General features: G+C 62.0%; 10 protein-coding genes. 1 reads left to right on the top strand and 9 read right to left on the bottom strand.

The genetic code is table 11. The features are described from left to right. Positions 1-8: 8 nt before the first annotated feature. The 3 genes from ABH922_RS05375 to ABH922_RS05365 all read right to left on the bottom strand — a co-directional run bounded on the left by ABH922_RS05375 (position 9) and on the right by ABH922_RS05365 (position 3,714). Positions 9-1,904, bottom strand: coding sequence for a TerD family protein (locus ABH922_RS05375; protein WP_424805944.1), 1,896 nt, complete (start codon positions 1,902-1,904; stop codon positions 9-11). A gap of 170 nt (positions 1,905-2,074) precedes the next feature. After that, entirely contained in the window at positions 2,075-3,025 is a 951-nt protein-coding gene (locus ABH922_RS05370) for a hypothetical protein (protein ID WP_424805943.1), read from the bottom strand. A 224-nt stretch (positions 3,026-3,249) separates the two neighbouring features. Beyond that, positions 3,250-3,714 carry an HNH endonuclease gene (locus ABH922_RS05365; protein WP_424805942.1) on the bottom strand — a complete coding sequence of 155 codons (465 nt, stop codon included), beginning with the start codon at positions 3,712-3,714 and terminating at the stop codon, positions 3,250-3,252. A 406-nt stretch (positions 3,715-4,120) separates the two neighbouring features. Here ABH922_RS05365 and ABH922_RS05360 point away from each other — a divergent pair, with 406 nt between their 5' ends. Further along, positions 4,121-4,891, top strand: a complete 771-nt coding sequence (locus ABH922_RS05360; RefSeq protein ID WP_424805941.1) for a hypothetical protein — start codon at positions 4,121-4,123, stop codon at positions 4,889-4,891. Between the two features lie 166 nt (positions 4,892-5,057). On the opposite strand, the gene ABH922_RS05355 is transcribed toward ABH922_RS05360, so the two are convergent. From ABH922_RS05355 to ABH922_RS05330, 6 genes are read right to left on the bottom strand one after another with little or no spacing between them, the layout of a single operon-like run. Then, on the bottom strand, positions 5,058-5,555 hold the full coding sequence (locus ABH922_RS05355) for a hypothetical protein (RefSeq protein ID WP_424805940.1): 498 nt from the start codon (positions 5,553-5,555) through the stop codon (positions 5,058-5,060). Then, positions 5,552-6,406 (bottom strand): ParA family protein, encoded by an 855-nt coding sequence (locus tag ABH922_RS05350; protein WP_424805939.1) that lies wholly within the window; start codon positions 6,404-6,406, stop codon positions 5,552-5,554. The genes ABH922_RS05355 and ABH922_RS05350 overlap by 4 nt, the downstream gene beginning before the upstream one ends. A gap of 33 nt (positions 6,407-6,439) precedes the next feature. After that, positions 6,440-8,473 (bottom strand): Z1 domain-containing protein, encoded by a 2,034-nt coding sequence (locus ABH922_RS05345; protein WP_424805938.1) that lies wholly within the window; start codon positions 8,471-8,473, stop codon positions 6,440-6,442. Next, positions 8,445-9,365, bottom strand: coding sequence for a hypothetical protein (locus tag ABH922_RS05340; protein WP_424805937.1), 921 nt, complete (start codon positions 9,363-9,365; stop codon positions 8,445-8,447). The genes ABH922_RS05345 and ABH922_RS05340 overlap by 29 nt, the downstream gene beginning before the upstream one ends. Then, entirely contained in the window at positions 9,358-10,878 is a 1,521-nt protein-coding gene (locus ABH922_RS05335) for an ATP-binding protein (RefSeq protein ID WP_424805936.1), read from the bottom strand. Before ABH922_RS05335 ends, ABH922_RS05340 begins: the two co-directional genes overlap by 8 nt. Next, on the bottom strand, positions 10,871-12,946 hold the full coding sequence (locus ABH922_RS05330) for a hypothetical protein (protein ID WP_424805935.1): 2,076 nt from the start codon (positions 12,944-12,946) through the stop codon (positions 10,871-10,873). Before ABH922_RS05330 ends, ABH922_RS05335 begins: the two co-directional genes overlap by 8 nt. Between the last annotated feature and the right edge of the window lie 80 nt (positions 12,947-13,026).

Here is a 13,026-nt window from a genome sequence, read left to right as displayed (position 1 = left end):
CACTGACGTCAGTCGTCGTCGACCTCGACGCCGTAGCCGACCGCCATGGCACCGAGATCCTGGTTATAGCCCTGACCCACTGCACGTAGCCGCCACACGCCACCCCGACGGTAGATCTCGGTGAGCACCATGGTCCGCTCGACGGTTCCGACGTCCAGAACGAAGGTGGCAAATGTTCCATCCGGAGAGTCGATACTGACGGAAACGGCACCCAAGTCGCCGAAGGTGCGTTCACCGTCGACTGCAGCGGCGATAACCACGCGAGTGCATTCCTCGGGCAACGAGTCGAGGGTTGCCCGAATGCTCTGCTCGCTCCCCCCGTCGACGGACAGTTCAACCGCAGCGTCCTCGTCTGCAGTGTTGTTGTAGAAGACGAAATCCTGGTCAGAATCGACCTTGCCGGTGGAGTCAAGGAGGAACGCCACAACATCGACGTCGTATTCATCGCCGACATTCTCGGCCCGCCATGCGACATTGACGGACCACGTCGACTGTGTCGGAGGAAGGTCTACTACCTCGCCGCGCATTAAAATCGGTGCGGCTAGTCGTGATTCGAGCTTCATGTGATCCGGCACCGCACCGGATACCAGAGCCTCGTTGACGTCGGATTCGCTGATCTTGGGCAGTCCGCGTTCGACAATTCGTGTCATTCGCTTGTCGGACTCACCGCCTTCCAGCACCAGCACCTCGGTCACAGCGGCGGTCAGGTTGAGGGACGGCCGGGCACCCAGCTGGTGGATGCGTGAACGCATAATGACCGCGTCGAGATGACTGCCACCGAGAAGCAGAACGCGGCGACCCTGCCATGCCTTCGCCCTCCGGCTGGAAGGCGACGCAGCAACGGATGGACTCGTCACCGGCGTGACCTCTACAGGCTGGGCCGGCGCGACAATTTCGGGTACGAGTGTAATCGCGCGTTCGGCCTCGACAAGTGTTAGTGGCACAGCCGGCGCATCCACAGGAACTGGTACCTGCACGCCGTCGCTCTTGAGGATGCCGGGCAACACGCGCGCCAACAATTCCTCCAGACGCTGCTCGGAAATGACAGGAATGACGTCACTCCCGGCCCTACGAACCTTCCCACTTTGCGACTCGGTGTCATTACACACGAGAACGCTGGTCTGTCGGCTTACCGAGTTCGTCACATCGAAGCCGGCCTCGATCAGCCGCGCGGCAAGTCTCATCCGAGGGGTTCGGGTAGATCCGCTGATGACGATTTTCATACCCTGGACAAGTCCATGAGCCTCGTCCAGACGGCCGGGGTTCACGAAAGTCGATGGCACCCTGGTTATTTGATCGGGTCGAGCGATCACCCGAGAGTCGGTGCAGCGGACTACCGGCAACGGAAGTTGCAGGGTCTCCGCCATAGATGCACTGCGCGCGAAGACCTCGACGAGTACGCGGGCGTCGTCGTACGCATCGTGCGCCTCGAGCTGATCCACCTCCCAGTACTGCGCCAACGTCGACAGTCGATGGTTCGGTACGTCGATTTCGAGTCGACGAGACAGCGCCAGTGTGCACAGCCTGTTCTCGATGGGCATCCCGAACCCGGCACGTTGAAACTCAGCGGCGAGAAACCCGTAGTCGAATGAGGCATTGTGCGCCACCATCGTTCTCCCGGAAAGCAGCTCGTTCAGTTCAGATGCGACATCCTCGAAACGCGGAGCTCCCGCCAGGCGCTCCGGCGTCAGATTGTGAACGTGAACCGGTCCGGGATCGCATCCAGGATCGAGGAGAGTCGAAAATTGCCGCTCGACGGAACCGTCTTGGCGCATTGCCAGCGCGGCGATGCTCAACACTCGGTGAGATGCTGCGCGCATTCCCGATGTTTCGACGTCCAGCACAACCCACCGGTGGTCTGCGGGCAATTGGAACGTGCCTGCATGGCGAAGCGTGCTGGTCATTCGAAACCTCCGTCAAAAATTGCATCGATCGGCTCCGAGTCGATCGTCATCGACATCATTCCGTAGCCGTCCGACAGATAATAGACCTGGACCTCCTAAGCCGACGGTAGGTACGCCCATAGAATCGTCAGGCCCAGTTAGCGGCCACACCACCGGACGCAGAAAAACGATTACTCCACGCCGTCGTTCGCGGTTTCGAAAACGCCAGGGGCTGTCTCGTAGGTACATCCCACTCCATGCTCAGCCAAAAGCTCGAGAAGGTCGTCAACGGGACGACGTGGTAGAAGCACCGATACCGCAGGCCTCACCGAGAAGCCGCGCCGGTAATCCAGCAGTTGTCCCAAAGCCATTCGCACAGCTTCACGCGATGTCGAGCCTTTGGCTTCGAATAGGTGATTCTCTGTGGCATCGTGCAGATCCACGAAAAGTGGTCGAGCTGCTCTGTCTGGGAGAATTCGATAGCCTTGGACCGCTCGACCCAAAGACCTCAGATGCTCGACAAAACGGCTGACCAATTCCGCTTCGCGCTTGACTGCTGTAGCGGAAGTGAAGTTCTCAACGTCGTAGGACGCCACCCTGTGCACCTCGAGCGCACACGGGCCTGATAAGCGGCCAGTGCCCTGACCGAATCTTCCGCCAAGCCAAGGATTTTTCTCACGCTCAGCAAGATCTCCAACATGGTCCGCCCAGAGCGATGCAAGCATCGCGTCCGACGGCGCGTATACGGCCCGCCCTGAACCCAGAATGGGGAATTTGAAATCGGTAAGCTCGCTCTTCATCACGGAGTACTCCAGGCGGTCGTGTGGGTCGACGAGCACCTCCCACTCCACGGTCACGTAGGGCGCCATCCTGTCCGGGACCGACCAATGAGGTTGGTACTCCACGCCACTGGAAAGTATCTGACCACTGGCAATAATTCCGTTGTCGGTACCAGTCTTGTGAAGGAAAATACGATCGCCAGGCTCCGGATCACCGTAGCCCTGTCCGAAACTCCACCTCATGGGAACCGAGTACCCCAAAGCCGTGAGCCGAACGTGCGCAGCAAATTCTTCCGGCTCATATCCCTCGTCACTACCGTCCCAAAGAACGATGAATGTCTTCTGCTCGCGAGCACCGCTCATGGCCATCTCTTTCTGTACATATACTCGGGTAAGTCCCAACCGGAATTGCAATGTCCACAATCATCCAGCAGATGTGAACCGGCTATAACTCAACGCTAGCAATTCGGGATCAGGACGTTCCGCTCGAAGGGAAGGCGTCACCATGAGCTTCTTCCCGTGCCGATCTTTGAGTCCGTATTCGAGCATCGGCCCGTCGATCTCCTCCAAGAGATCCCGTGTGATCTCTACGACCAGATCCGGCCTGATTCCCAGGATGTGCACGTCGAAGGCAACATGATGAATCTGCACATAGCCAAACCATTTCGAACTGATGCGACACCGGCTTCATCCGAGTCAGGAACGATATGGGCTGCATCGAGCAGCGAACTGTGCCCCAAAGCGCAGTCAGTGCAGCGGGTTTCATAGGCACGCATGACCGTGGCCCGGAACACCGGCTGATGCAGTCGCCGCTTCTTTTCCGAGATCAGGCACCTTCGCAGGTGCGATTCGACCGGTGAATCCTTCACATGAAGATCACGAGCGAATTCGGTAGCGACGACGAACTGATGATGCTCGGCCTCCTCATCGACGCGATAGACGGGAAAGATAGGCTGAAACTGCCCAGGGCCGACCCCGAAGAACCAGATCAGCGGCACTTTCTGTTCCATAGCCGCACGTAAACCACGATTGTCCTGATGGTCCGGGTCCACCCCGCTCCATTTGTAACGAAGAAATCCGTCCGGGCCGACTGCATCTTCGTAGGGTGACCCGCACCGTCGCGGCGATGCACAGTGCTGATCGACAGCCGAAGGAGCCCTCGAATACCTCGTTGTGCATCCATCAATCGAAATGTCTCCGTCGACGGGGAATCGAACATCGCCCTGCTTGCTGATGGAATCGATCCCGTCGTCAGTCCGCACAGTAAGGAACTGCATCACCTCACGTCGGGGCCTGGTATCGAAACATTCGACACCATCCGCAATGCTCAAGAAACCGTCTTTCACATGCGCTTCTGAGCACGCAATTCATCAACGGTGGGAACACATCACGTCCAAACTGCTCACCACGCCGGTGAGCTACGACCGATATGTCGGCCGGATGTGCCAGTATCGCGGCATGCAGATCGAGGACGAAGGATTCGAGCCGCCCGAGGCATGTGTCCAATGGTGCCGGGCTCGCAGTTACGATCTGCACGTCCTCGACGACGGGGCGAAGGTTGATCTGAACTGGTGGAACCACCACCTCCACGAAGCCGGGCACGAGATACGCCTCCACGGCCGGGATGCCGACGGAAAGATCGTCGACTCCGGCTTTGCGATTGTGCAGCGCAACGATCTTCGTCGCGGCAGCGAGCTTGTCGAGGCCGATCACCAAGGTCTCGGTCTGCTCTTCCTCTGCGCGGCGTGGCAGAGCGCTCACTCGGGCCGCCGATTTGCTCGCCGATTCCCCGACGTCTTCAACACGCAGGTAGCCGAAGGCGAGGATTCGCTCAAGTCGATAAAGTCAGCCCTGGATTACTGCTTGAAGAATCGTAGACTCCCCACTGTCCATCGCGATACGTGGTCGGGGTGGCCGGTCACCCCGGGCGTCGGTGTTTCACTTCTCGCTGCCTTCATGTGGGCGGCTGAGGTATCCGAGGACCACGGTCGATCCCAACTCGTCGATCAGCACGGTGTCTCCACTCTCCTGCACGAGGGCTGGTTGGAGGATCCTGCCGTCAGTAGTTTCACTTTGCGTCGGTACCACCGGTACAACCAACTGCTCCGCTCGTGGGCGACCAAGGCCCAGACGCATCCTGAACTGATCGAACTGTGGCTGGTCCGCCGGTGGAATGCGCGAGTTCAGAAGGCGCAACATGGTGAGCACGCAATGCTGACGCTCTTCTGACTTCACCTTATCGGCCAGTCATAGACCTCGGTCGCGTCGAGAAACCCGATCGTAGCGACGGTGGCGGCATCAAATACGCGTCGACGCTGGGCTTGTCAACAGATCTGGAGCGGCCCAACTGCGGGAGGTTCAGGATCGAATCGGGATGCTCGTATCCACCGCAGGATCAGCGGAAGGCGTTGCCCTTCGAGGTCAGAGCCTTCACTCGTTCGACCGTCCACAGCGCAAGTACGTCCACCTTGCGCTTACGGCCGGTCTCCTTGTGGGTGTCGATTTCCTGCTCGGCGATGATGTCCTTGATGCCGTCCGTGTCCAGAGCCGAAAGACGCTCCAACAGCGCAGCTTCACCATCCGTCTTGAAGACCTCGAAGGGATCGAAGGCTCCCGGCTCCCGCTTCGCCTTCGGTGCCGCGGTTCGACGACGCGGAGCCGGTCGAGGTTCGGCGGGGGCAACAACAGCAGCGGAATCGGCACCGGAAACAGCGAAAGCGTCTTCGATGGCCTTCGCGAAGCGAGGCGTGCGCGCGGCTTCCTCGGCAACCACCTGAACGAGCTTGGCCAGCAGCACCGACGCCGAAGCATTGGTGGCGCCCAACTTCAGGAGCGCCGCCCCGCTCTCCTGTACCTGCACCCGACGACGCGCTTCATCGATACCAGCACTCATAGCTTCGCCTGCGCTTCCGTGAGAATGTTCTGCGTGATGGCACGCATCTGATCGAACTGACCTGCATTGCCGTACTTGACCTTCAGGGTGCCGTACGGATGAAACTCGGCGGATGCCGCGATCTGGTTGGACTCCGCGAGGTACTCGGGCAACACGTGCGGAACGTTGGGATCGCGCCTCAGGTTGCGCACGGTGGTGCGGTGCACTGCCGAGTTGGACTTGTACTTGGTGATCACCAGCCCGAGCTCGAAGAGCTCGCGCCCGATTTCCTTGCCGAACTTCGCGATGTGAGTCTGAATCTGCGGAATGCCGTAGGTGGACAGCACGTCCGGGATGGTGGGGATCACGTAGCCGTCGGCCATGGCCAACCCGTTCAAGGTGATGGGCCCCAGATTGGGTGGGCAGTCGATCAGCACGTAGTCGTAGTACGGCAGCACGGGCGCGACGGCGTTGCGCAGCAGTTCGACCGATCTGGTGGAGCTACGGTCGGCGACGCGCAGGGCGCTGATCTCTTCCTGGAGTTCGATGAGATCGAGTGAGGACGGCAGCAGGTCCACTCCGGTGACATGTTTGACCGGGGACACGCCGCGCTGGATGGTGGCCTCGAGGTCGAAGTTCGATGTGCCGTCGACGGCGTCGCGGAAGATGGTCGCACTGGTCAACCCTTCCTTGTTCAGCCGCAGCCAGTGCTCTTCGCTGATCATCATGGTGGTCAGGTTGATCTGCGCGTCCAGGTCGATGAGCAGTATCCGCTGCCCGAACTCGAGCGACATGAACTCGGCCAACCCTGCTGTGATGGTCGTCTTGCCGACGCCACCTTTGAGGTTGATGGTCGCAATAGTCTTAGCCATCAGATTCCGTTCCTGTCATCGAGAACTCCATATTCATCGTGCATCGACTATCGCCCCTGCTCCGGACTGCTTCACTCGAAAACCTATTCTCCCCAACGGCTCCGAGGCCTGCGGTAAGGCATAGGAGAACAGTGTCGCGAACTCGCGCGGGTCCACCGGCCCCACTTGCGCCCGCTTCTTCTGGCGCGGCGACGGATCGTTCGCGAACACCAGAATCATCGCACCGCGCGTCTTGCGGTACAGCGACGCCGCGAGGGGCCCGCCGTTCTTCTTCTCGCTACCGGCGATGTGCTCGATGGCGTCCCGCTCACGCACGGCGGTGCCGGTGAAGCCGGTCCGGTACTCGCGTTCCTGACGCTTGCGGTTGACGATCGGCAATCTCTCGGGCCACCCGTTGATCTCGAGAGGTAACCGCATTTTCGGTTGCGGCAACAGAACGGCGAAATCCTCGAGCAGACCGGCGTCGATCGCCGACGCCATCGCCTCGCGGTGCGGACCGAAGTCCCACCCGGTCGCCCAGACGAACTGATCGACCGCATCCAAGACCACTGCGGCCGAGACGATTCCGTAGCGGGCGGTGAACGACCTCGACGTGGCGTCCTTGTCGAGGAAGTTGAAGGTCCCTGCTTCGCTCAGGGACGTCAGCAACGGCGCGACGGCAGCGAAGTGTCGGGCGTTGTCGGAGCCGTCCCCGCGCGGCGGCTGCATCGTGAAGCTGAAACTCTCACCGCCCATTCCCCGGTACGCCAACTCCGCGTTGAACATCTTGTTCCGTGCCGTGGGCTTGAGCCAGGGCAACTGCTGGAACACCATGGGCGGCACCTCGCGTGGGGTGACCCACGGCTCGCCCTTGTCGTTGAGACCGCTGAACCGGGTGAGCTCTCGCCGGAACTCTTCTTCGTCGCGCACGATCGCCTCGAAGGCCTTGTACATGTCGTACTCGGCACCGGCCGGGCCGCCGACGCTGCGACCGATGAACAGCCGCACCAGATCCCGGTAGCCGGGGCGGAACCCGAACCAGCGCCCCATCTGCATCAAAGTGTCGGCCATGCCGGTGCGGCGGGTGTAGTAAGTGACGGTCAGCCCTTCGACGGTGAATCCACGGCTGAGTTTCGTGCCGCCGACGAGAATCTTCCACACCCCGCGCTCCTGGAAGTCGAGGGAGTCCTGCGCGTAGTCCTTCTCGGCCGCGCCGTTCACGATGATGACCGGGCTGGTGCCTTCGGAGATCTTGTCGTAGGCGGCACCGACGAACTCCTCGAGGTCGGCGAACGAATCGGGATTGGGCTGATCGCTGCCGCGCACCGCACTGACCACCGCGAAGTCCTCGGCCCACAGGTTCTCGAGTCGCGTGAGGCTGCTCGCCTGACTGTATCCGGCGGATGTCCACAGCGCCTTGAAATCTTCGGCGACAGCTTCGTGTTCGGCTTGCTTCACCGATTCGTGTACGAGCATGGTGTGGTGCCGGTACGGCTTGGCGCCCTTCGATTCCCGGAACAGTTTGATCGCCCCGGACAGCACGAACGAGTCGAGGGCACGCAACTGCTCGGCCCGGCGATCCTCGTCGGATTCGGCCCGCAGATCACGAACGTAGGCCTTCTCGTTCGAGTTCGCCGGTGTCTTCTCGTCGTCGTCCAGCTCGTCCAGATCGTGGAAGTCGGCCCCGCCCATGTACGGCCCGGGACGTTCGAGGCTGACGATGAAGTCCGAGGGAAAGACGTTGACGCCGTCCTCCGGATCGACGAATACGTTGGCGAACGGCGTTGCGGTGTAACCGATGTACTGGGCGCGTGTGAGTAGGCCCAGTATCTCCGCGATCTGCCCGTTGATCGCGGTGCGTTCGATCTGTTCTTTCGTGGTCTTCTTCGGGTCGATCGTATTAACCGAGGCCTGGTCCGCCTCGTCGTCGATGATCAGAGCCGGGATCTGATCGAGTTCGGTGGGCACCTTTTTCAGGTCCGCCACCAGCTTCTTGAGTACCGACACGTTCTTCTTGACCACGGCAACGCGAATATTGCTGGGATACAGATTCTTCGGATCATGCAGCGGCAGCGAATGATCGCGCATTTCGAATTGCAGACTGCTCAATCCGTGGGCCAGGCTCTTGTAGTCGTTCGAGCTTCCGGTCAGGCGACGAATCGCCGGTATCTCGTTGGTCTTGTTGGGGTCGGATTCGTGTTCGAGGAATTTCCCCGTTGATCCAGTCGTCGTCGTTCGCGTAGTCGTCGTCGACGCCTGCACTGATGTTCTGTCGTCCCACCAGTTCCATGTCGAGGCGGCGTTGGGTCTGGCTGCGCAGAATTTCGATGGTGCCGGTGAGGACGATGACCAACCGATAACCGGCATCGATCGCCTTCGCCACCACTCCGGAGAAGTTGGCCGTCTTGCCGCTCTGGACGTACCCGACGACGAGCCCCTTCGACTGGTACGGCTCGGGGCGGGTGGGATCGGCCAACCGGTGCACCACCTCGGTGGTGGCGACGTCGAGCTTGTCGATGGTCGCGTCGTCCCAGTTCTTCTCTGCCAGAACTCGTTTGTAGGCACGCCAATAGAAGTCGTGCGCTCGACGACAGTCCGAGGTGTACCAGGGATCCCACGGCTGCTGGGCCGCGATGACCACCGGTCCGCCTTCGCGGGGGAACTGCACGTCGAATTCGGCGTGCGTCTCCCCCGGGAATCCGAGCAGTTCGTACACCAGCGTCCGACGCTCGGCGCTCTGCGGCGCAGTCCCTGCCGTCCACGTCTCGACGCTTTCCGCATCCCACTGACGCAACCGCGAGCGCAGCGCGGTCCGCACTGATACCGCCTTCTCGTCGAGGAAGACCTCCACGATGTCGGCGACGGTCAACCCGTCCGGATAGGTTCCGCGTAATCGGGCATTGACCGGGAACAGCACGTTCTCCGGCGGAAAGCCGTCGCCGAGTTCGCGGGCCACTGCCCGGAAGACGTCTTCACTCATTTCTCACTCGCTCCCGGTGTGCTTCCAGCGCTGCGACGAGCACTTCCTGCCACGCCTGCATCGTGTCCTTCTGACGAGCACTGATTCGGGTTCCTTCGAACATGTCACCGACCAGGAGGTAGAGCAAGGACTTGAGGACCGGCGCATCGGTCGTGTCGAGGCTGCGGTATCCGAGCAGGTCCCGCCGGAAACGCGCGTTGATCCACAGGGTGCGGGATTTCAGATCCACTTCGAAGAACTGGTCACGCGCCAATGCCCGCCATCCGACGGCGACTGCGTCTTCTCCGGCTCTGAAATCGAAAGCGTCGGTGAAGGAATCGAGCACGTCCTCGGGTAGACCGGAACGGGGTTCGACGACGCTGATCGGCCGTGGCTGGTGACTGCGGGCCGCCCGCACCGCACTTTCGGCGTCGACGAGATACGAGCGGAATCCGCCGTCTCCGTCGTCGAAGACCGCCTGATCGAAGGCTGCGGCTGCGGTGGCGTCGAGAGTGACTCCCGCCTTTTCCGGATTGATGACGACATGCGGAAGCACTCGATCGTCGAGATCGACGGCGATGCGGGCGAGTCCGTAATCCGGACGCCCTCGTTCGATCGCGTTCCAGCCACCGATCTGCAGAAGCCGATCATGGCGATAGAAGTACAGACCTTGCCGGTCTCGGCCGGGCGCTCCGTGCAGCCGGAACTCCGGGGCATTGCTGCGCGCCGGCCAGAGGTGAGCGGTGGCCGCCACATCGACATCCCCGATCGAGACTGTCAGCGTCCGAGGGTATTCCGGTCTTCCGCTCCGGGAATAGCCGAACGGATCTACCGCACCGATACTCCGCAGCGCCCCGGCCCGCCCGGCCTGAACGTCGAAGACGTCCACGGTCAGAGCTATCCGGCCGGACTCGATCAGCCGATGGAACACCACCCCGAGGTGGTTGCGCACGTCGCCGATCGTCTGTTCGAGCCAACTGGTCTGCTCGTCTGCCTGCGCCGACATGAGAAAGGTTGTGATACCGCGCCATTCGACGATGGTGCCGGTCTCGAAAGGGAAACGCGGGTTGACGGCACCGAAGAAGGCGTCGGCGTGCACGTCGTCGATCATGGCGACACCTTGACGCCCGTGCTCCGACGCCGAGTCGATCTCGCGGCCTTGCGTCGGTGAACCCGAGGCGCGCGACCACACCCGCAACACTCGGGCTTGGCTCAGCGACGCGGCCTTCATTCCCACCCCGAAGTGCCCCAGATCTCCGGCACCGTACTCGCGTCGGCGACCGTAGGTCATCGCGGAATCGATTGTCCCGGAATCCATCCCGCTGCCGTCGTCGATCAGCATCAGCGAGACGATGCGGGTTCCGTCCTGGACGAATCTGATCAGGACGTGGGTGGCACCGGCGTCGAGGCTGTTGTCGACGAGATCTGCCAGCGCAGTCAGGACGGAGTGATGAAGACCGACGGCACCGGCAAGGGAGTCGTCGGCTGCGAAGGTCGTGGTTCCGGCGGCCCGGATCTGCGCGCTGTCAGACATTACCGTCGTCCTTGTCCTCGCCTCGCACCCACGCTGCCTCGAGCAGGTCGAGTACCAGGTCTTCGCCACGATCTTCGAACGCGCGCAATATCTTCCGTGGCCGATCTTCGCCGACCAGACACACGGATTCGGCCAGCACCCGCACCACGTGGCGCTCGGCGGTGCGGAGCGGTTCACGGTTCCCCACCTCGGCGAGGGCTTGCCGGAGCGGATCGGCGTCGGAGTGGACAGCGACCGGACGCACCACTCGGAAGGTCCCGTCCTGCCATAGTTCGAGGAACACGTCCTCACCCTCCACCGCCGACAACTCGCGCAGGAACCGTCGGATGGTTCCGAAGGTCGGTTGCGCACCCGTCCACCGCACCGCCTGCGCGCCGAGGTGACTCGCCAATTCGAGGATTTCGCCGCGGTTGCATCCGGCCGCCGACGCGACTCCGGCCGGAACCGCGAAGCTCGAACCCCGCAGATGCTCCGAGGTCACCGTGGTGCGGAACCGCCAGCCGTTCAGCGATCGGTACAGGCGACGCGTGTGCTCGGGGGGCTTTGCGGTGAGTCGAGTCCGCTTACGGCGCGCTGTGCCGTCGGCGCCGAACTCGCCGGGCTGAGCTACAGGCTCCGATGTATCACCTTCCACCACATCAGCTTCGGCACCGGCCCAGTCCTGGAGATACCAAAGTTCTCCGCCGGCCACCACGCGCTCGTCCGACTCGAGTGCGCGCCGGATCGACTGCTCACTACGATCGGATTTCACCAGCGCTGCCAACTCCGGCACGGACTTCGGTGATCCGAGAGCTTCCAGCGCTCCGACGAACAGGTCCGAGATCCGTCGCGTGCGCGTCAACGCCGATCCGGCCACCACGGTAATGCCGCACCAACGAAGCCATTTTTCGAACTCGTCGAGCGCCATCGACACCGCGTCGGCCACATCCGAGAGCGCCACGACGCCGTTGGGTGATTCGAAATCCTCGAGGAGAGTCTGGGTTCGCTTCTTGGCCGCCGCGACGCCCGGAGCGGCTGCCCACCCGTCGGTGACCTCGAAGTAGTCGTCGAGCCGATCCAGAACGAGCCACAACGGCACACCGTATCCCGGTACTTCGGCAGCAATCTCCGGATGCAGCTCGAGAAGCCGATCCAGTGACGCCACCGGCTGGATCTCGACCCGCAGACTTGCCAACAGGTTTCCCACTGCCGTGCCGAAACCGCAGGCCTCGTTGAGTTTTTCCTTCACCTCCGCTTCGATCTGCCCGATCCGGCCGGAACCCACCCCGATTTTCGCTCCGACCGCTCCGCGTCGCTGGGGCTCCGACGCGACGATGCGTTCTCGCAGTACGAAGGATTCACGCTCGTCGAGCTGCGCGAAGAGGTTGTCGATCTCGTCCATCGCGTCGGAATGATTCGTCGACGGCAGATCGCCGGCTGTGAGGGCCGAGATCCGCGACGCGACTACCTGGATCTGCTCGGGAGATTCGTCGTCGATGTCGACGGTGACCAGCGGACGTGCGTCCTGTCCTCGCACCCGACGCCACATTGCCAGTTGTGTCAGATCGTCAACGAAGGCGGTGACGGCAGCGGACTCGACGACGTCGGCACCGTCCCCGATTCTCGACCGGGGATCACGCATGACGGCGCAGGTCAGCAGGGCGTGAACTATGTCGTGGACGGACTGCTCGCTGGTTCCGCGCACCCCGAAGATGTCGGCGGTGGTACGGCTCAGCAGCCCGTCGAGTACGTCACCGGTGACCAGTCTGGACAGCGCGGTGACCGCGCGAGTGTCGAGGGCCAGGGCGGCAAGCGGCAGATCCGTCTCGACGAGGGGAAAGCTGTCGCGAAGCACCGCCGACGCGTGCTGCGCGATGTAGACGGCGGCCAGCTCCGTGAGCAGCTTTTCGGTGCCCACTTCGAGCACGGTGAACGACGGCGATTCGCTGAACCACCAGTCCGGTGACGGCGCGAGGGGTTCGAGGAGTTCTGCGCGGTCGGACACGTACCCGTCCAGCCACGGAAGAAGGTCGACCCACCGCTCTTCGCGCAGCTCGACAGCGGAGAGTGCGTGAACACCCGGCGACACGGCAGCACTCCCCTCACAAACCCGGTGCAGCGAGAACCGACCGCAACGTCGGTAATCAAGTTACTGCAGGTTCCGTTCGG

The sequence above is a fragment of the Rhodococcus sp. 27YEA15 genome, from assembly GCF_049739425.1.
Taxonomy (GTDB): Bacteria; Actinomycetota; Actinomycetes; order Mycobacteriales; family Mycobacteriaceae; genus Rhodococcus_F.
This window is presented reverse-complemented; position numbering and strand designations above follow the sequence as displayed.